The following is a 23,160-nucleotide window of genomic DNA, read 5'->3' as shown; positions in this document are numbered from 1 at the left end:
ACTAGGGTTAATATTAACCCCTATCGCATCAACTCTTGAGTGCCAGATGGGTAGAAGGAGAAACACCATGACACGAAGATTGATGTACTTGCTTGCCCTCTTATATAGCTCTTTTTCGCTTGCTCAGGATTGCATTGGCGTTGTCCCAGCAGGCTCCGTGCATGATTTCTGGAAGTCAGTCAAAGCAGGAAGTGAAAAAGCAGGTCAAGAACTAGGCCTTAAAATTTACTTTCGTGGTCCCCACGATGAATCCGATGTCAGTGCTCAACGCTTCATCATCGATCAAGTCATGGAGAATGCCTGTATTGGCTTAGTCTTAGCACCGAATACCAGAGATAGAGCCTATGATGTCGCTCGCTTGAAAGAAGCGGGTGTACCCACAGTCTACTTTGATCGAGATACTGGCTCTCCGGATGTGGTCAGCGTGATTGCCACTAACAATTATCAAGCAGGTGTCCTCGCGGGAAAAGAAATGGCTAAAAAGCTAGGTAACAAAGGAAGGGTCGCGTTACTCAGAATGAAGAAAGGCGTGATTTCTACCGATGCTCGAGAAAAGGGCTTTGTCGATGGCGCAACTTCATCTGGGCTAGTCGTGGCTGTCGATGATTATCTTGATACTAAAATTGGAGAAGCTCGTAAAAATGCGGAGCGAATTCTTCAAAGTCAGATTGCTGAATTGGACGGCATATTTACACCTAATGAATCCACTACGTTAGGTGTACTTATGGCTCTGGACACCGTCTCTGCCCCAGAGGGACTCATCCACATCGGCTTCGACTCCAATGACTCTCTGGTGAATGCACTCGAAGACGGTTCTATTTATGGGCTTATCATCCAGCAACCTTTCGAAATGGGCTACAAAAGTGTCTATACCGTATACCAAGCCTTTTTGGGCCAAGAGTATTCCAAAAACATCGCTACCGAGACCATTTTCGTCACTAAAGAAAACATGCTTTTGCCTAGCGTCAATCAGGCACTGTTGATGAAATATGATTGATTCAGACGGTTTATTACCCCAATAAAAAACAAAAGGCCGCTGACTTGTCAGCGGCCTTTCTCATACAAAACGTTTTGCCTTATGGCATTTCGTCAAACTCTGCGCCTTCTTTCTCAACTTGAGGCGGCATCAAGTGTTCTTTAGTAATACCCAGTTTCAATGCCAGTGCCGAAGCCACATAGATTGAAGAGTATGTACCTACAGTGATACCCAGCAGAAGTGCAGTGGCGAAGCCATGAATCATAGCGCCGCCTTGCGTGAACAGAGCGATGACTACGAATAAGGTGGTACCGGATGTAATCAAGGTACGGCTCAATGTTTGTGTGATTGAGCTGTTCATGATTTCAGCTGGTTCGCCTTTACGCATCTTGCGGAAGTTTTCTCGAATACGGTCAAATACAACAATGGTATCGTTGAGCGAGTACCCCACTACCGTCAGCAAGGCTGCAACGATTGTCAGGTCAACCTCGATTTGCATCAAGGAGAACACGCCAAGCGTAATGATAACGTCGTGTGCCAGGGCAAGTACCGCACCAGCCGCTAAACGCCATTCGAATCGCACCGAAACGTAAATCAGGATACAGATAAGAGAAACGATGATCGCCAGGCCACCTGCTTCTGTTAGCTCATCACCTACGTTTGGCCCTACAAACTCGATACGGCGCATTTCAACGCTTTCACCAGTGCCTTCCTTGATGGCAGAAAGAATTTGGTTACCCAAAGTCTCACCTGCGACACCATCACGAGGGCGCAAACGAACCATCACATCACGAGCACTACCAAAGTTTTGAACCGTTGCGTCACCAAAACCTTTTGCTTCCAGCGCAGTACGAATCTCTTCCAAATCAGCAGGCTGCTCAAAGCCAACTTCAATCAGCGTACCGCCAGTGAAGTCTAGGCCCCAGTTCAACCACTTAGTAGAAAGAGTAAAAATCGACGCGCCAATCATCAGGATCGACAGCACGAAGGCGAATTTCGACCAACGCATAAAGTCGATCAATTTGTCTGCTTTTAGAATCTGAAACATAATAATTCCTAGCCTTAGATCGACAGTTTGTTGATGCGCTTACCACCGTACATCAGGTTCACGATACAGCGTGTACCAATGATGGCAGTAAACATAGACGTTAAGATACCGATAGACAGTGTCACCGCGAAACCTTTGATTGCGCCTGTACCTACAGCAAACAGGATTATTGCGGTAATCAAAGTGGTGATGTTGGCATCGGCAATGGTGCTGAATGCGTTCGCATAACCTTGATGAATCGCCTGCTGAGGGTTTCGCCCGTCACGCAACTCTTCACGTATCCGTTCGAAAATCAAGACGTTAGCATCGACTGCCATACCGACCGTCAGAACAATACCGGCAATACCAGGCAACGTCATCGTTGCTCCCGGAATCATCGACATCACACCAATAATCAGTACAAGGTTTACCATCAGCGCGGTGTTGGCAATCAGACCAAACTTACGGTAGTAAAGCAGCGTGAATAGCATAACTGCCGCCATACCCCAGATACATGCCATGATACCCATGTCGATGTTCTGTTGACCCATAGATGGACCAATCGTACGTTCTTCAACGATAGAAATCGGTGCAATCAGAGCACCTGCACGAAGCAGTAGTGCAAGATTGTGCGCTTCAGCCGCCGAGTCGATACCTGTGATGCGGAAGTTACGGCCAAGCGCTGATTGAATCGTTGCTTGGTTAATCACTTCTTCATGCTTCGTCAGGATAACGCGACCATCTGGCGTCTTGCGTCCGCTGTCTTTGTACTCAGCAAACACAGTTGCCATCAGCTTGCCAATGTTCTTCTTAGAGAACGCTGACATCTTGTTACCACCTTCACTGTCTAGCGAGATGTTAACCTGAGGACGGCCATATTCATCCACACTTGAGCTCGCATCAGTGATACTAGAACCACCTAGGATAACGCGTTTCTTAAGCACAACTGGACGACCATCGCGGTCTTGTTTGATTTCACTGCCCGCTGGCGCTCGGCCACTGGCTGCAGCAGCGAGATCCGCTTTGTCGTCGACTTCGCGGAATTCAAGCGTTGCCGTCGCACCCAGAATTTCCTTCGCACGAGCCGTATCCTGAACACCTGGTAGTTCAACAACAATGCGGCTTGCGCCCTGACGCTGTACAAGTGGTTCAGCAACACCCAGTTCGTTTACACGGTTACGCAGAATAGTAATATTCTGCTCAACAGCGTAGTTACGAATTTCGGTCAGACGTTGCTCAGTAAAAGTGGCAGTCAGAGTGAAACGACCATCAGAGTCTGAGTCGACAAAGGTCATATCAGGATGGTTTTGCTGCAGTAAGCGTTTAGCATCCGCAAGCTGCTCTTCGTTGCGCAGCAAGACTTCAACCGCCTCTTTGCCTGAAGGGCGAATCGCACGGTAGCGAATCTTTTCTTCACGCAGTTCACTACGGAAAGCTTCTTCCTGCTGGCTGACCAGTTTCTCCATCGCAGCGTCCATATCTACTTCCATCAGGAAGTGAACACCACCGCGAAGGTCAAGACCGAGCTTCATTGGCGCTGCGCCAATTGCTTCTAACCAGTCTGGAGTCGCAGGAGCTAGGTTAAGAGCAACAATATTGTCTTTACCCAGAGCTTCATTGATGACATCACGGGCACTGATTTGAGTGTCGGTATCGTTGAAGCGTACAAGAATGGATCCATTTTCGAGAGCAATGGATTTATGAGATAAGCCCTTTTCATCAAGAGCTTCAGTGACAGAATCCAGCGTTGACATATCTACAGAGGCGCCACGCGCCCCTGTAACTTGAATTGCCGGATCTTCACCGTAGATATTTGGAAGTGCATACAATGCGGCGATAGCGATGGTAAACACCACCATCAAGTACTTCCATAACGGATAGCGGTTAAGCACAGCGAGGATCCTTTAGCTGTTTTATAGAGACTTCAGCGTACCTTTTGGTAGCACTGCAGTAACAAAATCTTTCTTGATCACAACTTCGTTATTCGTGTTTAGCTCAATTGAGATGTAGTCGTTGTCTTCTGCAATCTTAGTGATTTTACCCACTAGGCCGCCGCTAGTCAGAACTTCATCACCTTTGCCCATGGAAGACATCAAGCTCTTGTGCTCTTTCACGCGTTTAGCTTGTGGACGGTAAATCATGAAGTAGAAAATTACCGCGAACATACCAAGCATGATTAGCATTTCGAAACCGCCGCCTGCTGGTGCACTTTCTGCTGCGTAAGCTGGAGAAATAATCATTAAAACAATCCTCTATTATTTTTTATTAATATTCCAAGTTGGGCCTACGCTTTTGAGTTTCAAGAGAAAGAGTGACTATTAGAGATCACTCTCTCAAAAATTCACTGCGTCTGCCTACTTTATTAGCAAAAGCCTCTGGCGAAATGCCAAAGGCTTTAATTCTTTTATCTAGTCAATTACTGCTCTTTCGCCAGTGGTGGCACTTCGCGACCACGACGCTCATAGAACTCTTTGACGAACTCATCAAAGCGATCTTCATCAATCGCCTTACGGATACTTTCCATCACACGTTGGTAGTAACGCAAGTTGTGAATGGTATTCAGGCGAGCACCTAGAATTTCATTACAGCGATCTAAGTGGTGTAGGTACGACTTAGAGTAATTCTGACAAGTGTAACAGTCACACTCTGGATCCAATGGTGTTGTATCTGTTTTATGTTTCGCATTACGGATCTTGATCACACCACCCGTCACAAATAGGTGACCATTACGGGCATTACGCGTTGGCATTACGCAGTCAAACATATCAATACCGCGACGTACACCTTCTACTAAATCTTCTGGTTTGCCAACACCCATTAAGTAACGAGGTTTGTCTTCCGGAAGCTGTGGACAAGTGTGCTCAAGAATACGGTGCATGTCTTCTTTTGGTTCGCCAACCGCCAAACCACCGACAGCGTAGCCGTCGAAACCGATTTCCGTCAGGCCTTTCACCGATACATCACGTAGGTCTTCGTAAACGCCTCCCTGAACGATACCAAATAGGTTGTTCTGATTTTCTAGCTTATCGAAATGATCACGTGAGCGCTGAGCCCAACGCAGCGACATTTCCATCGACTTTTTCGCCTCTGCGTGTGTCGCTGGGTATGGCGTACATTCATCGAAGATCATCACAATGTCAGACCCAAGGTCTTTTTGGATTTCCATCGACTTCTCTGCGTCCATGAAAATCTTGTCACCGTTAACAGGGTTACGGAAGTGTACGCCCTCTTCAGTGATCTTACGGATGTCACCTAGGCTAAATACCTGAAAACCGCCTGAGTCTGTCAGGATAGGACCGTGCCAGTTCATGAAATCGTGCAAGTCGCCATGCATTTTCATGATTTCCTGACCTGGGCGTAACCAAAGGTGGAAAGTGTTGCCAAGAAGAATTTCAGCGCCTGTGCCTTTAACTTCTTCAGGCGTCATACCTTTAACAGTACCGTAAGTACCAACAGGCATAAAAGCAGGTGTCTGAACAGTGCCACGTTCAAAGGTCAGTTGACCACGACGTGCAACACCATCTTTCTTCTTAAGATCAAATTTTAACTTCACGAAGCCTCCAATTGTCAGAGAAACAGTCTGACGATATTTTCGGGGTTATCCCCATTAGGGAGCGGTCGCCTTCCATGCGAGATACAAATCAACCTTTTGATTTGCGTCCTAGCTTACTGCTAGCACTCGTAAATAACTCAATTAAAAAAAAGCTGACTAGCGTAAGAGGCAGCTAGTCCGTTTTTTTCCTGATGAACATCGAATCACCATACGAGAAGAAACGATACTTGTTTTCTACCGCGTGTTTGTATGCGTTCATCGTATTTTCGTAACCTGCAAATGCACTGACCAACATGATCAGTGTCGACTCTGGCAGGTGGAAGTTAGTGATTAAACAATCCACTAACTGATATTCGTAACCTGGGTAGATAAAGATTTCAGTATCACCAAAGAATGGCGCAAGCGCAGTACCTTTCTTCAATGCATCCTGAGCAGCACTTTCTAGGGAACGTACCGATGTTGTACCCACTGCAATGACTCGACCATTGCGCGCTTTCGCAGCGTTAATCGCATCCACCACTTCTTGCGGTACTTCCACATACTCTGCGTGCATGTGGTGATCGTTGATATTTTCGACCTTAACCGGTTGGAATGTACCGGCACCTACGTGAAGAGTCACATAAGCAAACTCAGCACCTTTCGCCTTGATTTTCTCAAGCAGCGCTTCATCAAAGTGCAGACCAGCTGTCGGCGCAGCCACTGCACCCGGTTTTTCGTTGTAAACCGTTTGGTAGCGCTCTTTATCTGAATCTTCATCTGGGCGATCAATATAAGGTGGAAGCGGCATGTGGCCGATCTCTTCCAAAACCGCCAACACGTTTTTCTCTGCATTGAATTTCAGTTCAAACAAGGCGTCATGGCGGGCAACCATTTGTGCAGAATACTCGTCGTTTTCACCAATAAAGATGGTTGAACCCGGTTTAGGCGATTTAGAACAGCGCACATGAGCCAGAATGCTTTTTTCATCCAACACACGTTCCACTAACACTTCCAGCTTACCGCCTGACTCTTTACGGCCAAACATACGCGCAGGAATCACACGAGTATTATTGAAAACCACAAGATCGCCCGGCTGCACTTGCTCAAGTACATCCGTGAACGTGCCATCACTTAGCTCACCACTGTTGCCATCAAGTTGAAGCAAACGGCTCGCGGTGCGCTCAGGCTGAGGATAACGAGCTATCAGCTCATCGGGTAAATCAAAGTGGAAATCTGATACTTGCATGTTACTAATCTTTTGTCGTGGATTCTTACGTCGTGATGGAAGTCGAACTGATTCTGTCACAAACAGACGACGAGTTTTTCGCAGCCGACTAGTATATGCCGCACAAGCGCAATAGCAAGGATTGAGATGTGAATTATTGTAATCAATATTGAATTAACGGGTGTATGGAGGAAGGCTGTAAAATTAGCTGGATATTCTGTACATAATTCGCCACATTTTTTTCAAGGTTATCGGAATAAAAATCTATCCAGCTCTCATACTCCCGAGTGGAAAATTACTATATTAAAAGAGAACAAAACAATAACTCTATCACTCAGGAGGCAGCCATGATAAAAGTCGAAGACATGATGACGCGCACCCCCCATACCCTGCTGCGTTCACACCTACTTGCCGACGCAAAACATACCATGGAAGCACTAGATATTCGCCACGTTCCAATTGTCGACGCTAATAAGCAGCTACTTGGCGTGGTTTCTCAACGTGACGTGTTGGCCGCACAAGAATCGAGCTTACAGCAAATCCCAGAAAACCAGTCCTTCACTCTCAATACACCACTTTATGAAGTGATGAAAACAGGTGTCATGACGGTTTCTCCTCAAGCAGGGTTGAAAGAAAGCGCCATCTACATGCAAAAGCATAAGGTTGGCTGTCTACCTGTTGTCGAAAAGGGTCAGTTAGTCGGTATTATCACTGACAGTGACTTTGTTGCCATCGCTATCAATTTGCTAGAGCTGCAAGAAGAAGCCGAACCTGAAGAAGTTGAGTGATAGGCAAAAAAAAGAGCGACTTAATGTCGCTCAAAGCATGTCAAAGTTTATGCCTAAACAGAATATCGATGACCGAAGGCTAGCAAGAGAGAGCCTTGGTCATCATGACAGGGATACTTTAGAACTGGTCCTCTTCCGTTGAGCCAGTCAGAGCCGTGACTGATGAGTTTCCACCTTGGATGGTGTTGGTCATCTTGTCGAAATAGCCTGTACCCACTTCTTGCTGGTGTGCAACGAAGGTGTAGCCTTTCTCTGCTGCCTGGAATTCTGGACGCTGTACTTTCTCAACGTAGTGGCGCATACCCTCACCTTGTGCGTAGTCATGCGCAAGTTCGAACATGTTGAACCACATATTGTGAATACCCGCTAGTGTGATGAACTGGTACTTGTAGCCCATGTCAGAGAGCTCTTGCTGGAATTTAGCAATAGTTTCTGCATCCAAGTTCTTCTCCCAGTTGAAAGAAGGAGAACAGTTGTACGCAAGCAGTTGGTCTGGGTATTCAGCGTGAATCGCTTCTGCAAACTTACGCGCTTCTTCCAGACACGGCGTTGCCGTTTCACACCAGATAAGGTCAGCATAAGGTGCGTAAGCTAGGCCGCGAGCAATCGCTTGGTCAATGCCTGCACGTACACGGTAGAAACCTTCTTGAGTACGGTCACCTTGAATGAAGTCTTTATCGTACGGGTCGCAATCCGAAGTCAGTAGGTCTGCTGCGTTTGCATCCGTACGAGCGATAACCAACGTAGTAGTACCCGCTACGTCAGCTGCCAGACGGGCTGCAACCAGCTTCTGAACCGCTTCTTGAGTCGGAACAAGAACTTTACCGCCCATGTGACCACACTTCTTCACTGATGCAAGCTGATCTTCAAAATGAACACCTGCTGCGCCAGCGTCAATCATAGACTTCATTAGCTCGTAAGCATTAAGTACACCACCAAAGCCGGCTTCTGCGTCTGCAACGATTGGTAGGAAGTAGTCGATACCGCCTTCATCCGCCGGTGATTTACCGCCAGACCATTGAATTTGGTCCGCACGACGGAATGAGTTGTTAATGCGCTTAACCACTGAAGGCACTGAGTCAACAGGGTAAAGTGATTGATCAGGGTACATAGTCGATGCAGTATTGTTATCTGCCGCTACTTGCCAACCTGATAAGTAAATCGCTTCAATACCCGCTTTCGCTTGCTGGACCGCTTGACCACCAGTCAGTGCACCCAAACAGTTTACGTAGCCTTTCTTAGCATCACCGTTGACCAAAGACCACAGTTTGTCTGCACCGCGCTGCGCAATTGTGTTGGCTGGCACCATCGAACCGCGCAGTTCTACGACTTCTTCTGCTGTATATGGACGCTTTACATTTTTCCAGCGTGGGTTAGTTGCCCAGTCTTTTTCAAGAGCTTCGATTTGTTGGCGGCGAGTTAAATTAGTCATCGGTCTATCCCTCTATTGATGTGCGCTGCTATTTGTTGACAATACGGGCGCTGTTTTTATTTTTTCTCTGGCGGTACATCCATCTCCGCCTCGAAATGTTCACGTTACTGATGTTGTTATTGATTCATTAGTCCAGGTAGTCATAACCTGGAATGGTTAAAAAGTTCGTTAGTTCGTCGCTGGTGGTCAGTTTGGCCATCAGTTCAGCCGCTTCTTCAAAACGACCCGCCTGATAACGTTCATCTCCAACTTCTGCTTTTACGACGTCAATTTCTTCACTAAGGTATTGTTCGAACAAGGCTTTGGTTACCACTTGACCATTGTCGAGCGCTTTTCCATGCTGAATCCATTGCCATATCGACGCTCGGGAAATTTCTGCCGTTGCGGCGTCTTCCATCAAGCCGTAGATAGGGACACAGCCATTACCAGAGATCCACGCTTCAATGTATTGGAGTGCCACTCGAATGTTGTGGCGCATGCCCTGCTCTGTTCGCTCTCCTTGGCAAGGCGCGAGCAGATCATCGGCAGTAATTGGCGCGTCATCCGAACGAGAAACATCAAGTTGATTGGTTCTCTCGCCCAGCACGCTGCCAAACACTTCCATTGCCGTGTTGGCTAAACCAGGGTGAGCCACCCAAGTACCGTCATGGCCGTTATTTGCTTCCAGTGCTTTATCGTTTTGAATTTTGTCGAGAACCTTTTGATTCTCCTGTGGATCTTTTGCTGGAATGAATGCTGCCATTCCCCCCATTGCAAAGGCACCACGACGATGACAGGTACGGATAAGTAAACGCGAATAAGCATTTAGGAACGGCTTATCCATAGTCACAACCTGACGGTCCGGAAGGACACGATCTGGGTGCTTTTTCAGTGTTTTGATGTAGCTAAAGATGTAATCCCAGCGACCGCAGTTAAGACCAACAATATGTTCTTTAAGCGAAAATAGGATCTCATCCATTTCAAACACGGCTGGCAGTGTCTCAATCAGCACGGTGGCTTTGATAGTACCTGTGTCTAGACCAAAGTAATCCTCAGTAAAATGGAACACTTTGCTCCACCACTGCGCTTCTTTATGCGATTGCAGTTTTGGTAGGTAGAAGTAAGGGCCACTGCCCTTTTTCATTAGCGCTTTGTAGTTATTGTAAAAATAAAGCGCAAAGTCGAATAAAGCTCCCGGAATGATCTCACCATTAAACGTCACGTGTTTTTCTTTTAGGTGTAAACCACGTACTCGGCATATCAAAACCGCTGGATCATCCTTCAACTCATATTGCTTACCATTAACCGGATTGGTGTAGCTGATCTCACCATCCACTGCGTCACGCAGGTTGATTTGACCATCTAACACCTTACCCCAAGCGGGGGACATCGAGTCTTCAAAGTCCGCCATGAACACTTTCACGTTCGCATTCAGCGCATTAATCACCATTTTACGGTCAGTAGGACCAGTGATTTCTACGCGGCGGTCTTGCAGATCTTGAGGGATCCCGAGAATTTTCCAGCTACCTTCTCTGATATCTTGTGTATCTTCGAGAAAGTCTGGCAGTTCCCCAGCATCGATACGTGCTTGCTTTTTTTCACGTTGAGCAAGCAGTGTATCGGTCTGGCTGGCAAACTGAGCACACAGAAGAGATAAAAAGGTTTGGGCTTCAACAGGGAAAATCGCCTGATGTTCTGGTGAAAGGGTACCAGTCACTTCAAGCATGCCTTCTTGGTGTAAGGTTTCTTGGGCTTCGGCTGTTGTTTTTTCTCTATCTGGTGTGTTGGCAAGCATATTCTCTTCCTTTAACGCTCCAATACAACGATGACTGTTATGGGTTGTATCAGTGGTTGCTCTAATTTTTGAAGAGTTACATTTGTAACTATAAAACAACAATCAAACATCCTAATTGATCACTGCTTTCTTCGTTTATTTTGTCTTGTGAGCTCTACCTTGGCTAACTTAGTTTGCCTTTTCAATCTAGACATAAGTCTTACAGAGCCTTAATTTAAACTACACCAACATGCGGTAGAGCAAAAGTCCTAAAGTAGCCTATCGACTAAATTCAAAGTTTTATTCCGCTGCCTATAAGTTGTTGATTTTGATCACCAAAATGTAACCAGTTACGTAATTTAATTACAGTAAAATTAGAACTGTAAAACCGTTTCAAACACGCGTTTAACTTACGAGTGAATTAGGCATCTCTTTATCAGACAGGGGATTTCGTGGCTATTTCGGAGGCGAGTCAAACAGAGTGTTTTTAGTGAGCTGTAAAATTGACACTGTGAAATTTCACAATTTAATGAAAGCTTCATCAAGATTTCTTTGTAAAATTTTACAAGTTAAAGTTCACCAACAGAATAAAATGCTAAAAAGCACACTAAAACCAGTGTGCTTTTGGAAGGTATCATCGAGATTTGGTCTAATACTTATCGCTAAAGCAGCTCTGACACGACTTGTGCCAGTTGATTAAAAGTATTCACTCTTGAAGAACTAGGGCGCCAAACTAGCCCAATATGGCGGTGTGCTTGCTGCCCAGGGGCATCAACAACCACTAAGTTCTGGTTATCAATCAACCCGTGATCGATTGCCATCTGGGGGATAAAGGTGGTTCCTAGCCCATTGGCAACCATCTGAACCAAGGTATGTAAACTGGTTGCCGAGAACGGGTTAATCTTCTCTTTCTTAGTCAGCTGGCAGGCAGAAACGGCATGTTCTGTTAGGCAGTGTTCTTTTTCCAGTAAGAACACAAACTCATCAGGTAAGTCATCGTACTTAATCGGGGTCTGAATCGCGTCGGCCTGATTACGGCTGATGATCATCCGAAATGGATCATTACCGACGATTTTGCTTTCCATGCCATCTATATCAACTGGCAAAGCTAAGATAAGTACATCTAATTCACCGTGGCGCAGCGCCGCCAGTAAATTGGTTGTGGTGTCTTCTCTTAGCAGTAAGTTCAGTAAAGGAAAGCGCTGGTTCACTTCCTGCACCAAATCACAGAGTAAAAAAGGCGCAATGGTTGGAATACAACCCACACGCAATTGCCCTTCCATTTCATCTCCCTGACAAAGGCGACCAAGTTCCACCAGATCTTGTCCTTTTGCCAGAAGTTCACGCCCTTGTTGGACAACCTGCTCTCCCGCCAGTGTAAACACTAATGGGCTTTTCTTATCTTTCTTCTCATAAAGAGGGCAACCAATCAGCTCTTCAAGGTTTTGAATACCTTTACTGAGCGTTGACTGACTCACGAAGCACCGTTCCGCCGCCTCACTAAAGTGGCGTGTTTCGTGAAGGGTTATCAAATAATGTAATTGCTTGAGGCTAGGCCACTTATTCATAATTCTATACGTAACTACTGCTCATCCAGTGATCAAGATAATGGTTTAGCATTATCGCTTTTTTCGATTAACTCAATCTATTTATTTCGCTTTTTTCCATACTACAATCTGTACTATAGTTTGTCGCGTACAAACACGGACCAAACCAAAAACGAATCAATTGGTTTGGAACTAACCATATATTTTAGGAGCAAAAAAATGGTACTAGTAGGTCGTCAAGCCCCAGATTTTACTGCTGCAGCTGTTCTAGGTAACGGTGAGATCGTTGATAACTTCAACTTTGCAGAGTTCACTAAAGGTAAGAAAGCGGTTGTTTTCTTCTACCCACTAGATTTCACTTTCGTTTGCCCATCTGAGCTAATCGCTTTCGACAACCGTCTAGCTGATTTCCAAGCTAAAGGTGTTGAAGTAATCGGTGTTTCTATCGATTCTCAGTTCTCTCACAACGCATGGCGTAACACTGCTATCGAAGATGGCGGTATCGGTCAAGTTAAGTACCCACTAGTTGCTGACGTTAAGCACGAAATCTGTAAAGCATACGACGTTGAGCACCCAGAAGCAGGCGTTGCTTTCCGTGGCTCTTTCCTAATCGACGAAGAAGGCGTTGTACGTCACCAAGTTGTTAACGACCTACCACTAGGCCGTAACATCGACGAAATGCTACGCATGGTTGACGCTCTAAACTTCCACCAGAAGAACGGTGAAGTATGTCCTGCACAGTGGGAAGAAGGTAAAGCAGGTATGGACGCATCTCCAAAAGGTGTTGCAGCGTTCCTATCTGAGCACGCAGAAGACCTAAGCAAGTAATTTTGCTTTCGCACCCAAGCTCAACGGGTGTCTTGGTTGGACAATATAAAGCTAAAAAGCAAACGCCAATCAGTTTAAAGTAAAGTCTTTATTTAAAGAGCCCGAAACTCAGTTTCGGGCTCTTTTTATTTTGCTTTCACACTCAATGACCATTGTCGTCCTCACAACTTCCCTATATAGATAAAAAGACAAGATATCGCTAAAGAGACAAAACGTATCGACCTAAAGACTTTATCTGTTTCTGCTCTTTAAAGTCGAAAAAGCTCTCTTTATGATGAACTCAACTGATTTGGAGGAAGAGTTCAAGTTCACTCTTCCTGACTGACGATTACTACACGGAGATTCAACATGGCTTACTTTTCTCTAGCCTTCGGTACGGCAACCAAAAACCGCGATGGAAAAATCATTGAAGCATTTTTCCCGAACCCAGTTCTTAACCCGTCTGACGCACTGGTAGACGCAGTCGCAAAAGTAGCAGGTTACGAGCAAGGCAACCAAGCAATCGAAATCTCTGCGGCACAAAGTGCAGAACTTGCTAACGCATTCGAAGCAAACGGTGATGCTGCAAACGCCTCATTCGCAGCTAAAGCCGCAGAGTCTTCACAACCGCTAGTACTTGTTGTTCTTGCAGCAGATGAGAAGCCAGCTTCTGTTGCTGAAGGCTTCCTGAAGCTTCAGCTTATCTCTAACCGCCTAGTTCAACCTCACGGTACTGTGCTTGACGGTATCTTTGGCCTACTGCACAACATTGCGTGGACCAACGAAGGCCCTATCGATCTGCCAGAACTGGCTGATCGCCAAATTGAAGCACGCCTAGCAGGCCGCAACCTATCTGTCGATTGTGTCGACAAATTCCCTAAAATGGTTGATTACGTGGTACCTGCTGGTGTGCGTATCGCTGATACTTCACGCGTTCGCCTTGGCGCTCACGTTGGTGAAGGCACAACCGTTATGCATGAAGGTTTCATCAACTTCAATGCAGGTACAACTGGTGTGAGCATGGTTGAAGGCCGTATCTCTGCTGGTGTTGTGGTTGGTAACGGCTCTGATATCGGTGGCGGTGCTTCAATCATGGGGACACTGTCTGGTGGTGGTTCAGTTGTCGTTTCTATCGGTGAAAGTTCACTGCTAGGCGCAAACGCAGGCCTTGGTTTCCCACTGGGCGATCGTTGTACTGTTGAGTCAGGTCTGTATGTCACTGCGGGTGCTAAGGTTCGTATGCTGGATTCAGAAGGCAATGAAGTGGAAGTGGTGAAAGCGCGTGACCTAGCTGGCGTGTCTGACTTGCTGTTCCGTCGCAATTCAGTGACTGGTCAGATTGAATGTCTGGCGAACAAAACTGCAGTAGAGCTGAACTCTGAGCTACACAGCAATAACTAAGCTAGTAGCCGAACAGAAAAAGGGTTGATGTGTAAGCATCAACCCTTTTTATTTTTCTGCTAAGTGAATCGAACAACGCGCGAAGGCAGCCGTTAGCTACTTAACCAGGATGACCGTCGACTCTCGCTTTTAGCAACATAGGGCCAAACTTAATCACATACAGAGTAAAAGCCAATACCCATAACAGCCCGCTGATATCAATCATCAACATCATTTGGGCTGGCCACAGAACCACACCAACACTACGAACTAACGCAGCAGCCGTCAGCATAGCGAATGCTAACGCCATATTTGGGCCCTGATAAATTGCTCGCCCAGTATGCCCCATGGTTACACGAGCGATCATCGCCAGTATCAAACCACCGAGCGCTCCAATCGCAAACAGATGCAACATATTGTGGCCCGCAAATGGGTTATCGAGTAACCCTCTCAACAATAAGCTGACCGGAATACACAGGTAGGCTAAGTGTAGTGCCCACACTAACGGCTCTTTAACGGTGCGCCACGGCTGCCATCTCATCACACGTACTAAATGTGCTAAACCAGAAATAACCATCAGAGAAGGCCCGAGCTGAGCAAAAGTGACAGGGAAAAAGCTAAGAATAAATAAACTGACCAGCGGGAGGTTTGCCGTCCATTCTAGCCAAGTCATCGACTGTGGTTTCTCAAAATTAAATCGCCGAGCTGTGAAGAATGGAATCACTCGCCCGCCCATTACCGACAGTAAAATCGTAAACCACCACAACATTGCTTGCCAGACCGCCGAAGAAGGAAACGGCGGCATCCCCTTGATGGTCGCGTAGCTGGCAAAATTCGCCACAATCGCCAAAACAAATAAAGGCACAAAGAACAGATTTTTCCACCCTTTGGCTTTGATCACTCGACTGCCAACTTCATAAGCAGCAAAAGCGATAAACAGAGCCTCGATCGATGAAATCAACCACAAAGGCGCAGGTGTCCAGAACAGCACACGCGGAAGTAGCCACAAGCCAACCAATACCGCCAATCTATGGTGCTTGGTGCCATTGATTCCCGTCCAGTTTTGGACTGCGGTCAAGACAAACCCCACCACAATCGCCATCGAGAAGCCAAACAGCATCTCATGCACATGCCACCACAAAGCCGGTACCTTTAACGTCGCAGGCTGGCCGTTTTGAAACATCCATACCCACAAGGCGACAGCAATAACAGCATAAACGGCCCCAAGCAAAAAGAAGGGCCGGAACCCCAGACGTAAAATCGGCGGAATGGCTTCTTCGACTTTTTTGTCAGTAATATTGAGCACAATGGTCACTCCAAATATTGAATCTAACTATCTAACAGCAATATTCATTCCAGTGTTAAATCAACCGAAATTCAATATGTTAAGAAAAACTCGTGTCTTTATGACCCTACAAAATAAGGTCATAAAGACACATAAGAGTAATAAGAATACAAATTTTGAAGATCTGGATCATTGACCCAAGTCGTCAGAAGTTGACAATAACCCACCTGGACATTGTGAGGTTTTAGATGAAAATTGTTGCTGTAACCGCCTGCCCTACCGGTATTGCTCATACTTACATGGCTGCCGATGCATTGAGTAAAGCTGCACCTAAAAAAGGCTTGCAGATCAAGGTCGAAACTCAGGGTGCAATGGGGATTGAAAACCCTCTCTCCGCTCAAGATATCATGCGCGCAGATTTAGTTCTGATTGCTTCAGATATAGAAATAGAACAGCGGGCGCGCTTCACTGGTTGTAAAATCCATGTTGTTACTATTGAAGAAGTGCTGACCAATGTTGGCGCCGTGCTCGACAGGTGCAAATCACTGTGATTGAGCGTCGCATTACGTTCGTTCTTCCTGAGGATGGATTTGCCAGTTGGAAAATCAATCGCCTCAAGGCCTTGAGCGGGATGTTTCGCTCGGTAGTCGTGTTACTTAATGTCACCAAGTGGGAAAGAGCCAATATCGAGCACCCGTTACAGGTCATGTCGTTGGGCAGTCAGGAGTTCGATTTATGTCAGATACACATTGAAGGCTCCGATGCGGAATTGGCCTGCATGGTGTTTACCAATTTCATCAGCGATCAGTTCACCTTGGTCAATACTGCGCATAAGAGTAACCAATTAACCAATATTGCGCTGCTCAGCAATCTGCCTACTTTTCATCTTGATTTTCCACTTAGCTACTTACACCACCACAGTGATGTTGACACTAAGTCAGCGGCATTCAGCCTCGCGACAAAATGTATTACCAGCTCAAACCCTGCTTTGATATGCGAGCAGTTTGCTCAGCGAGAGCAAACCTCTTCAACTGCTATTGGGTATGGTATCGCCCTTCCTCACATCATGAGTGAAGCGATTGATATCCCAAGTGTCAGCATTGTGTCGCTGACAGAAGAATTAGACTGGAACTCTCCAGCTCAGGGTGGCGTCAGTATGATCATCGCTATCGCTTTACCACATAACGCTTCACGTGATGTGTTGCTAGCCTTTACGCACCTGACTCGCTCATTGCTGGATCCAGACTATTGCCAGTTGCTGCGTACCAGCCACGAACCACAAGCGTTAAAAGCACTTCTTACCCATAAGCTGGCACAAGCCTAACTCGCCCGATATTCGCTCGGCGTCATACCGACTTTGTTCTTAAACACCCGAAAAAAATAGTTGGCATCTGCGTAACCACAACGGTTTGCCACTTCCTGTAAACGGAAGTCATAGCGCTTGAGCATAAACTTAGCACGGTCAATTCGAACCCAGGTGATGTAGTCAGCCAGTGTCATATGCCCTTGTTGGCGAAACAAGCGCGACAAGTGATTGGGGGAAATGTTAAACCGCGAAGCAATCGACGTCCGGGTAATCGCCCGATGAAAATTCTCTTGAATATAAATACAAATCCCTTGGTAAAGATCTTCACTATGGCTTTTCGAACTGCCATCAGGCTTTTGTAGCATTGACTGGCAGTAGCTGAGCAGAGCCACCAGCAAATGTTCATCCATCGGAGCTTTTTGAGGTTCCTGAGCTAGTGCGTTCAATGCCTGTAAAATATGGTCGACCGCGTGGCCAGTTCGGGTCGGTACAGAATATTTCTGGATGTCATAGAAACCGCTTTCCCCCGCACGCTTGCTCACCAAGCTAAAACCTAACTGGCGACGGCCAAACAGCAAACTCAGTACCGAGCATTCGTTTTCCCAGTTCGGTTTATTCCAACAGTTAGGAGGAATATAGAGTGCATCTCCACTCAATACGCTAATGTCCGCAATCCCTTGTTCAGGATCTTCAAGTTGATTGAGGTACTCGCCACTTAAAACGAGCTCAAGCCGTGGAAAGTTCACCTGATAGCTAAAAGCCGGGGGCGTGAGTTTGTCTGCAGCAAACCAGATACGACTAAAATGCTCCCGTTCATGAATAACATTATCGAGTAACTCATGGAATATATGGCTCATAGTCCCTCTCAAACAATCACTTTTCGTGACTTCCATCAACAAAAAAGCAGTAAAAATTGAGGTTACTATACTCTAGTTTTTACGATTTGTATTTTCCCTTCCAAAGATAGAAACACTCAATAAAAACAATTAAATACATGATATTTAAAGATTAATACCAAACAAAATAAACTAATTACACTTAAATCAATAATTGAGTTCGATCACACTCCAAATCCATAGTTACAATAATCCAGTAAATGCATTTCTGGTACACTAAAAATCCTTGACTTAATCCCCCACAATTACCCTCAGATAAAAAACAAGTTCCGCACAGATCGGAACCAATCGGGGTAAACGAGATGATCACAGACTTAATCAATCAAGAGTTGATTTGCTTAGATCTCCAAGCAACAACCAAGCAAGAAGTATTCGAAGAACTGATCGAGCTGCTGAGCAACAACCACCGCATCAGCGACAAAGCGCAATTCCTCAGTGATATTCAGGCTCGAGAAGAGATTGGCAACACAGGCTTTGAAGATGGCGTCGCGCTGCCTCATGCCAAAAGTGCCGCGGTTTCCCAACCCGCTGTCGCGATTGGTATTAGCCGCCAAGGGATAGAATACGGCGCAGAAGACGGTCAGCCGAGTAAACTATTTTTTATGATTGCCTCTCCTGATGGAGGTGCAGATCATCACATCGAGGTGCTGGCTGAACTCTCTTCCAAACTGATCGAAGAAGGTTTTATTGAACGTTTTATGCAGGCCAGTTCTTCTGAAGAAGCGTTAGAATTACTGCTCGCCAAACCACAAGTTCTGCAAGATAACCCAGAAGCCGATCAAGGCTTTTTAATCGGTGTTACCGGCTGCCCAGCAGGCGTTGCGCACACTTACCTAGCCGCCGAAGCCTTAGAAAAAGGCGCCGCTGAACTTGGCTATCAAATCAAGGTCGAAACCAATGGCTCTATCGGGGTCAAAAACACGCCGAGTTCAGAAGAGATAGCTAAGGCTGATGCTATCATTGTCGCCTGTGACAAACAGGTTGATATGAATCGCTTCGCGGGAAAAAAGGTCATCACGACAGGCGTCAAAGCCCCTATCAGCGATGCTAAGGGTTTGATAGAAAAAGCACTACAAGCACCACTCTATATAGCGAGTGAAGAAAGCCAGACGACTGAAACAGCCTCTTCGAATGCTCGTAGCGACTTATACCGCTACCTGATGAACGGCGTTTCGCACATGATTCCATTTGTGGTCACAGGTGGCCTGTTGATCGCACTCGCGCTGGCTATTGGTGGTGAGCCAACGTCAGCGGGAATGGCAATTCCTGAAGGCAGCATGTGGCAAAAAGTACTGGATGTCGGTGTGGTGTCGTTTACCTTGATGATCCCTATCTTGGCGGGCTACATCGCCTATGCAATTGCAGATCGTCCGGGCCTTGCACCTGGATTAATTGGTGGTTGGATTGCGAACAATGGTTCTTTCTACGGTGCGGAAGCTGGCACAGGTTTCATCGGAGCCATCGTTGCAGGCTTACTGGTTGGCTATTTTGTCAAATGGCTGACGAGCATCAACTACCATAAATTTATTCAACCATTGGTGCCTATTATGATTGCACCAATCCTAGGCTCTTTGTTTATCTCCAGCCTGTTTATCTTCGTCATTGGTGCACCCATTGCAAGCTTGATGGACGGCCTGAATGCGATGTTAGTCAGCATGAGTACTGGCAGTGTGATTCTGTTGGGAATCGTCTTAGGTGGTATGGCTGGTTTTGATATGGGCGGGCCGTTCAACAAAGTCGCGTTCTTGTTCTCCGTGGGTATGATCGCCAGTGGTCAGACACAATTTATGGGTGCCATGGCGTGTGCGATTCCTGTAGCACCTCTTGGTATGGGTCTAGCCACTTTCCTTGGTCGTAAATTCAATCTATTTGAAGAATCAGAAATCGAAGCCGGTAAAGCGGCTGGCGCCATGGGCCTGGTCGGTATCTCAGAGGGCGCAATTCCATTTGCAGCGCAAGACCCAATGTCTGTGATTCCTGCTAACGTGCTTGGCTCTATGGTGGCAGCCGTAATGGCATTCTCATTTGGTATCACCAACAGCGTCGCGCACGGTGGTCCAGTTGTCGCATTACTTGGCGCTATGAACCTACCACTGATGGCACTAGTTTGTATGGCGGCAGGTACAGTCGTGACCGCCCTGACCTGTATTTCACTTAAGAAGATGCGTAAAGCGAAAGCACAGCTAGCAACCGCTTAATCATTTAAGCACCTTAAGCGCCATCCCCCTATTTTGCGCGCTATTCAGACCCCGTTTTTACGGGGTCTTTTCTTTTGCGGTAAAAACCTTTAGGTTGTTTGTTGAACACAGAGGGAAAATACATGGCAATTTACATCTTTGGCTACGGCAGTTTAATGAACTCCGCATCAAGACAACTAACAGGAAAAACCGCGCAAGCGTTGCCTGCCATTGTTCATGGCTTCAAACGCTACTGGGGTAAAGTGGATGACAGTTATATCCTTTCGCCACTAGTCGTAAATAAAGGCGAAGGCTTAGTCAATGGAGTACTACTTGAAATCAGCGAAGATGAGCTGAGTGAATTTGATGTTCGCGAGCGAGGCTACCATCGAGTGGAAGTGCCCCATTCACAGCTTGAGTGCGATAACCCGTTTCGTGCCAATGATCAGGTCTGGGTGTATATCAAAGACAACCCAGAGCCACCATGTAACCTGAGTCCTATCATGCAAACCTATGTCGATACCGTATTAGCAGGCTGTCTGGAAATTTCCGAACAGTTTGCCAAACAATTTATTGAGCAAACCATCGGCTGGCATTTCCCAAGAGAAGATGACCGACATGCGCCTAAGTATGGCAACCTCGCCGGTGTAGAAGAACACCATTATCCGGTGATTGATAAACTAATAAAGGGAGCGTAATGCTCCCTTTTCAATTCGGTAATACAAGTAGTTAGAACTTGTAGTCAATACCTGCATATAGAGTATTCATATCAATATCGAAATCATCAATATCCACAGAAGACACTCGATAACCTGCACTTAGAAGCCAGTTATTGTTTAACGCATAACCCGCTTCTACACCGTAAGTAAAACCGGTATCTGATGCCGAATCACTAACATTAGTAACCGTCGTAATTTCAGCATGATATGTACCTAAGCCTAAAGTGGCTCCAACATAAAAGCCAGAATCTGCTACAAAATACTTAGGTTTTAAGTTTAGAGAAAATGCTGATATGTCGGTGTTTGCTACTTTTGTACTTTGTACTGCGGAATAAGCTAGATCAAATTCGCCATAGTTCAGGTACTCACCTTCCACACCAACAACGAAAGACTCTGCAACTTGAAAGCTATAACCAACAGAAAATGCAACATTAGTGCTCGAAACTTCTTCAAATGATGGGCCAAATAGCGTTCCATCTAGATCAGTACTAATGATATCTGCACCTAGATACCAGCCATTTTCAAGGTAACCGCGTTCAGCCTGTTGTACATCTACGTTTTCCGCACCAACTGCCTGAAATGAAACTGCCGCGACTAGAGCCGCTAATAATTTTTTATTCATTATAATTCCTATATATTTTGAACTACTTCATAAAAGTTCGCGTGCGAATATAGGAATCCCACCAATAAATAAAACCATTAATATTTAATATAATGATCAACATCTCATTATTAATTTAAATATGAATGCTAATTATACAATCAGGCTGGTGATACAGTCTCTAGGCTAAACAATACGCGCCCCTACCGGCATTGATCGTTCAGGGGTCAGCAAAACACTTTCTGACTCATCATCGGTTTCAGCGCACAGCAACATACACTCAGAAGTTTCGCCACGCATCTTGGCTTTAGCAAGGTTACATAGCACCACCACTTCTTTTCCCATCAACTCTTGTTCCGTGTAATAAGGCACTAAGCTTGTGACAGTCTGCAGTCGCCTTTCCCCAACATCAATTTGAACAATGTACAGTTTGTCGGCGTTTTGATGACGGGCAACTTCAATGATCTTGCCTGTTCGCATCTCCAGTTTTGAAAAATCAGTGTAAGCGATCGTATCCATGATAAAACTCCAAGTAAATTTTACTAAAAGATAACGTTTACATTAACACTTAACTCTTACATAACAAGTGGTAAAGATCGCATTTATCGCAGTAAAAAGTGTCTCAAATTGCTTCATTTTCACAAACAGTGTTTAATGTTCAGGTTCAACTTATGAGGTAAAACATGGCAACGATAAAGGATGTGGCAAAAGAAGCGGGAGTCTCTATCGCAACGGTTTCTCGCGTTATTAATAAATCCCCTAAAGCCAGCCAGTCGTCCGTTGATTCAGTCACCAAAGCAATGGATAAGCTTGGCTATCGCCCCAACGCAGCAGCGCGTTCACTGGTCAGTCAAAGTACCAATACCATGGGTGTGCTGGTTAGTGATGTATCCGATCCGTTTTTCGGCACTTTAGTCAAAGCTGTTGACACGGTTGCTCATGAGCACGGTAAACATATTTTGATTGGCAATGGTTATCACGATGCTGAACAAGAACGAAAAGCGATCGAACTTCTGATCAACAATCGTTGTGATGCCCTCGTCATCCATGCTAAAGGTCTCTCCGATGAAGAACTGATTGGCTACGCCAAAGAAGTCAAAGGAATGGTTATCATCAATCGCCATATTCCTCAATTGGCGGAGCGTTGTATCTCGCTCGATAACCATAAAGGGGCTTACCTAGCAACGGAGTACCTGATTCGTCACGGTCATACCAAGATTGCCTGTGTCGCTTCTAACCACGGGATTGAAGATTCACAACAACGGGTTGAAGGCTATCTTGCCGCACTGCGAGAGCATAATATTGAGTTGCCGAGTAGCTATATCGAATACGGTGAGCCGAATAACGATGGTGGTGAAATTGCAATGACCAATCTGCTGACCAAATCGTTAGAGATCACTGGCGTTGTCGCTTACAACGACTACATGGCCGCTGGCGCTTTGTCCGTTCTGGATGAAAATGGGATTCAGGTACCGCAGCAGGTATCGATGATGGGTTTTGATGATGGACTGATCGCTCGCTACGTCCACCCTCGCCTGAGTACCGTACGCTACCCAATTCAAATGATGGCAGATAAGGCCGCACGCCTTGCTTTGTCGTATGCTCGTCAAGAACCTGCCGATAATGACACCATTATCTTCTCGCCAACGGTGGTGCGACGAAATTCCGTTGAGCGGCTATAGCAATTAGTAAAAATCCACCTGCATAGC

General features: G+C 45.9%; 21 protein-coding genes. 9 read left to right on the top strand and 12 right to left on the bottom strand.

Going from position 1 to position 23,160, the window contains the following annotated elements:
- Window positions 1–67 precede the first annotated feature (67 nt).
- The gene (locus IX95_RS02055; protein WP_038156380.1) at window positions 68–997 is read left to right on the top strand and encodes an ABC transporter substrate-binding protein; all 930 of its coding nucleotides are present in this window, start codon (window positions 68–70) and stop codon (window positions 995–997) included.
- Window positions 998–1,076: 79 nt separating this feature from the next.
- Here the strand turns inward: IX95_RS02055 and secF are convergent, their stop codons facing one another.
- The 5 genes from secF to queA form a co-directional block, all read right to left on the bottom strand.
- A complete protein-coding gene (gene secF / locus IX95_RS02050; RefSeq protein WP_006959756.1) occupies window positions 1,077–2,024 on the bottom strand; it encodes a protein translocase subunit SecF in 948 nt (315 codons plus the stop codon).
- A gap of 14 nt (window positions 2,025–2,038) precedes the next feature.
- Window positions 2,039–3,895, bottom strand: coding sequence for a protein translocase subunit SecD (gene secD, locus IX95_RS02045; RefSeq protein WP_080568951.1), 1,857 nt, complete (start codon window positions 3,893–3,895; stop codon window positions 2,039–2,041).
- 21 nt (window positions 3,896–3,916) lie between these two features.
- Window positions 3,917–4,243, bottom strand: a complete 327-nt coding sequence (gene yajC, locus IX95_RS02040; protein WP_006959758.1) for a preprotein translocase subunit YajC — start codon at window positions 4,241–4,243, stop codon at window positions 3,917–3,919.
- Between the two features lie 176 nt (window positions 4,244–4,419).
- A complete protein-coding gene (tgt, locus tag IX95_RS02035) occupies window positions 4,420–5,556 on the bottom strand; it encodes a tRNA guanosine(34) transglycosylase Tgt (protein ID WP_019274130.1) in 1,137 nt (378 codons plus the stop codon).
- 172 nt (window positions 5,557–5,728) lie between these two features.
- The gene (gene queA, locus IX95_RS02030; RefSeq protein ID WP_038156377.1) at window positions 5,729–6,781 is read right to left on the bottom strand and encodes a tRNA preQ1(34) S-adenosylmethionine ribosyltransferase-isomerase QueA; all 1,053 of its coding nucleotides are present in this window, start codon (window positions 6,779–6,781) and stop codon (window positions 5,729–5,731) included.
- Between the two features lie 326 nt (window positions 6,782–7,107).
- On the opposite strand from queA, the gene IX95_RS02025 reads away from it, so the two are divergent.
- Entirely contained in the window at window positions 7,108–7,548 is a 441-nt protein-coding gene (locus tag IX95_RS02025; protein WP_006959761.1) for a CBS domain-containing protein, read from the top strand.
- A gap of 118 nt (window positions 7,549–7,666) precedes the next feature.
- Here the strand turns inward: IX95_RS02025 and aceA are convergent, their stop codons facing one another.
- The 3 genes from aceA to IX95_RS02010 form a co-directional block, all read right to left on the bottom strand.
- Window positions 7,667–8,980, bottom strand: coding sequence for an isocitrate lyase (gene aceA, locus IX95_RS02020; RefSeq protein ID WP_006959764.1), 1,314 nt, complete (start codon window positions 8,978–8,980; stop codon window positions 7,667–7,669).
- A gap of 127 nt (window positions 8,981–9,107) precedes the next feature.
- The gene (aceB, locus tag IX95_RS02015) at window positions 9,108–10,754 is read right to left on the bottom strand and encodes a malate synthase A (protein WP_038156374.1); all 1,647 of its coding nucleotides are present in this window, start codon (window positions 10,752–10,754) and stop codon (window positions 9,108–9,110) included.
- 641 nt (window positions 10,755–11,395) lie between these two features.
- The gene (locus IX95_RS02010) at window positions 11,396–12,301 is read right to left on the bottom strand and encodes a hydrogen peroxide-inducible genes activator (protein ID WP_029235947.1); all 906 of its coding nucleotides are present in this window, start codon (window positions 12,299–12,301) and stop codon (window positions 11,396–11,398) included.
- A 198-nt stretch (window positions 12,302–12,499) separates the two neighbouring features.
- Between IX95_RS02010 and IX95_RS02005 the strand changes: the two genes are divergently transcribed.
- Entirely contained in the window at window positions 12,500–13,108 is a 609-nt protein-coding gene (locus tag IX95_RS02005) for a peroxiredoxin (protein WP_019274128.1), read from the top strand.
- A 348-nt stretch (window positions 13,109–13,456) separates the two neighbouring features.
- Window positions 13,457–14,488 carry a 2,3,4,5-tetrahydropyridine-2,6-dicarboxylate N-succinyltransferase gene (dapD, locus tag IX95_RS02000; protein ID WP_038156371.1) on the top strand — a complete coding sequence of 344 codons (1,032 nt, stop codon included), beginning with the start codon at window positions 13,457–13,459 and terminating at the stop codon, window positions 14,486–14,488.
- 100 nt (window positions 14,489–14,588) lie between these two features.
- On the opposite strand, the gene IX95_RS01995 is transcribed toward dapD, so the two are convergent.
- A complete protein-coding gene (locus IX95_RS01995; RefSeq protein ID WP_038156369.1) occupies window positions 14,589–15,773 on the bottom strand; it encodes an NnrS family protein in 1,185 nt (394 codons plus the stop codon).
- Between the two features lie 227 nt (window positions 15,774–16,000).
- On the opposite strand from IX95_RS01995, the gene IX95_RS01990 reads away from it, so the two are divergent.
- Window positions 16,001–16,303: a PTS fructose transporter subunit IIB gene (locus IX95_RS01990; protein WP_038156367.1), complete on the top strand. Its 303-nt coding sequence runs from the start codon at window positions 16,001–16,003 to the stop codon at window positions 16,301–16,303.
- Window positions 16,300–17,076: a PTS sugar transporter subunit IIA gene (locus IX95_RS01985; protein ID WP_038156366.1), complete on the top strand. Its 777-nt coding sequence runs from the start codon at window positions 16,300–16,302 to the stop codon at window positions 17,074–17,076. The genes IX95_RS01990 and IX95_RS01985 overlap by 4 nt, the downstream gene beginning before the upstream one ends.
- On the opposite strand, the gene IX95_RS01980 is transcribed toward IX95_RS01985, so the two are convergent.
- Window positions 17,073–17,915, bottom strand: coding sequence for a helix-turn-helix transcriptional regulator (locus IX95_RS01980; RefSeq protein ID WP_019274123.1), 843 nt, complete (start codon window positions 17,913–17,915; stop codon window positions 17,073–17,075). The genes IX95_RS01985 and IX95_RS01980 overlap by 4 nt on opposite strands.
- 341 nt (window positions 17,916–18,256) lie before the next feature.
- Between IX95_RS01980 and IX95_RS01975 the strand changes: the two genes are divergently transcribed.
- Complete coding sequence (locus IX95_RS01975) at window positions 18,257–20,152, top strand: PTS fructose transporter subunit IIABC (protein ID WP_038156364.1); 1,896 nt, start codon at window positions 18,257–18,259, stop codon at window positions 20,150–20,152.
- Between the two features lie 122 nt (window positions 20,153–20,274).
- Window positions 20,275–20,829 (top strand): gamma-glutamylcyclotransferase family protein, encoded by a 555-nt coding sequence (locus tag IX95_RS01970; protein WP_038156362.1) that lies wholly within the window; start codon window positions 20,275–20,277, stop codon window positions 20,827–20,829.
- Window positions 20,830–20,860: 31 nt separating this feature from the next.
- Here IX95_RS01970 and IX95_RS01965 read toward each other — a convergent pair whose 3' ends face one another.
- Both IX95_RS01965 and IX95_RS01960 read right to left on the bottom strand, forming a co-directional pair.
- On the bottom strand, window positions 20,861–21,472 hold the full coding sequence (locus tag IX95_RS01965) for a porin family protein (protein WP_019274120.1): 612 nt from the start codon (window positions 21,470–21,472) through the stop codon (window positions 20,861–20,863).
- 165 nt (window positions 21,473–21,637) lie between these two features.
- Window positions 21,638–21,970, bottom strand: coding sequence for a tRNA-binding protein (locus IX95_RS01960; protein ID WP_038156358.1), 333 nt, complete (start codon window positions 21,968–21,970; stop codon window positions 21,638–21,640).
- 164 nt (window positions 21,971–22,134) lie between these two features.
- Between IX95_RS01960 and IX95_RS01955 the strand changes: the two genes are divergently transcribed.
- On the top strand, window positions 22,135–23,133 hold the full coding sequence (locus IX95_RS01955) for a substrate-binding domain-containing protein (protein ID WP_038156357.1): 999 nt from the start codon (window positions 22,135–22,137) through the stop codon (window positions 23,131–23,133).
- Window positions 23,134–23,160 lie beyond the last annotated feature (27 nt).

Origin of the sequence: Vibrio sp. B183, assembly GCF_000740665.1 — a bacterium.
In the GTDB taxonomy this organism is placed as follows: Bacteria; Pseudomonadota; Gammaproteobacteria; order Enterobacterales; family Vibrionaceae; genus Vibrio; species Vibrio coralliilyticus.
The sequence above is the reverse complement of the archived record's forward strand: the minus strand, read 5'-3'. Positions and strand labels throughout refer to the sequence as shown.

Coding starts and splice junctions, on each gene's coding strand:
- IX95_RS02055 (WP_038156380.1), top strand. CDS start 68: ATGACACGAAGATTGATGTACTTGCTTGCCCTCTTATATAGCTCTTTT.
- secF (WP_006959756.1), bottom strand. CDS start 2,024: ATGTTTCAGATTCTAAAAGCAGACAAATTGATCGACTTTATGCGTTGG.
- yajC (WP_006959758.1), bottom strand. CDS start 4,243: ATGATTATTTCTCCAGCTTACGCAGCAGAAAGTGCACCAGCAGGCGGC.
- queA (WP_038156377.1), bottom strand. CDS start 6,781: ATGCAAGTATCAGATTTCCACTTTGATTTACCCGATGAGCTGATAGCT.
- IX95_RS02025 (WP_006959761.1), top strand. CDS start 7,108: ATGATAAAAGTCGAAGACATGATGACGCGCACCCCCCATACCCTGCTG.
- aceA (WP_006959764.1), bottom strand. CDS start 8,980: ATGACTAATTTAACTCGCCGCCAACAAATCGAAGCTCTTGAAAAAGAC.
- aceB (WP_038156374.1), bottom strand. CDS start 10,754: ATGCTTGCCAACACACCAGATAGAGAAAAAACAACAGCCGAAGCCCAA.
- IX95_RS02010 (WP_029235947.1), bottom strand. CDS start 12,301: ATGAATAAGTGGCCTAGCCTCAAGCAATTACATTATTTGATAACCCTT.
- IX95_RS02005 (WP_019274128.1), top strand. CDS start 12,500: ATGGTACTAGTAGGTCGTCAAGCCCCAGATTTTACTGCTGCAGCTGTT.
- dapD (WP_038156371.1), top strand. CDS start 13,457: ATGGCTTACTTTTCTCTAGCCTTCGGTACGGCAACCAAAAACCGCGAT.
- IX95_RS01990 (WP_038156367.1), top strand. CDS start 16,001: ATGAAAATTGTTGCTGTAACCGCCTGCCCTACCGGTATTGCTCATACT.
- IX95_RS01980 (WP_019274123.1), bottom strand. CDS start 17,915: ATGAGCCATATATTCCATGAGTTACTCGATAATGTTATTCATGAACGG.
- IX95_RS01975 (WP_038156364.1), top strand. CDS start 18,257: ATGATCACAGACTTAATCAATCAAGAGTTGATTTGCTTAGATCTCCAA.
- IX95_RS01970 (WP_038156362.1), top strand. CDS start 20,275: ATGGCAATTTACATCTTTGGCTACGGCAGTTTAATGAACTCCGCATCA.
- IX95_RS01965 (WP_019274120.1), bottom strand. CDS start 21,472: ATGAATAAAAAATTATTAGCGGCTCTAGTCGCGGCAGTTTCATTTCAG.
- IX95_RS01960 (WP_038156358.1), bottom strand. CDS start 21,970: ATGGATACGATCGCTTACACTGATTTTTCAAAACTGGAGATGCGAACA.
- IX95_RS01955 (WP_038156357.1), top strand. CDS start 22,135: ATGGCAACGATAAAGGATGTGGCAAAAGAAGCGGGAGTCTCTATCGCA.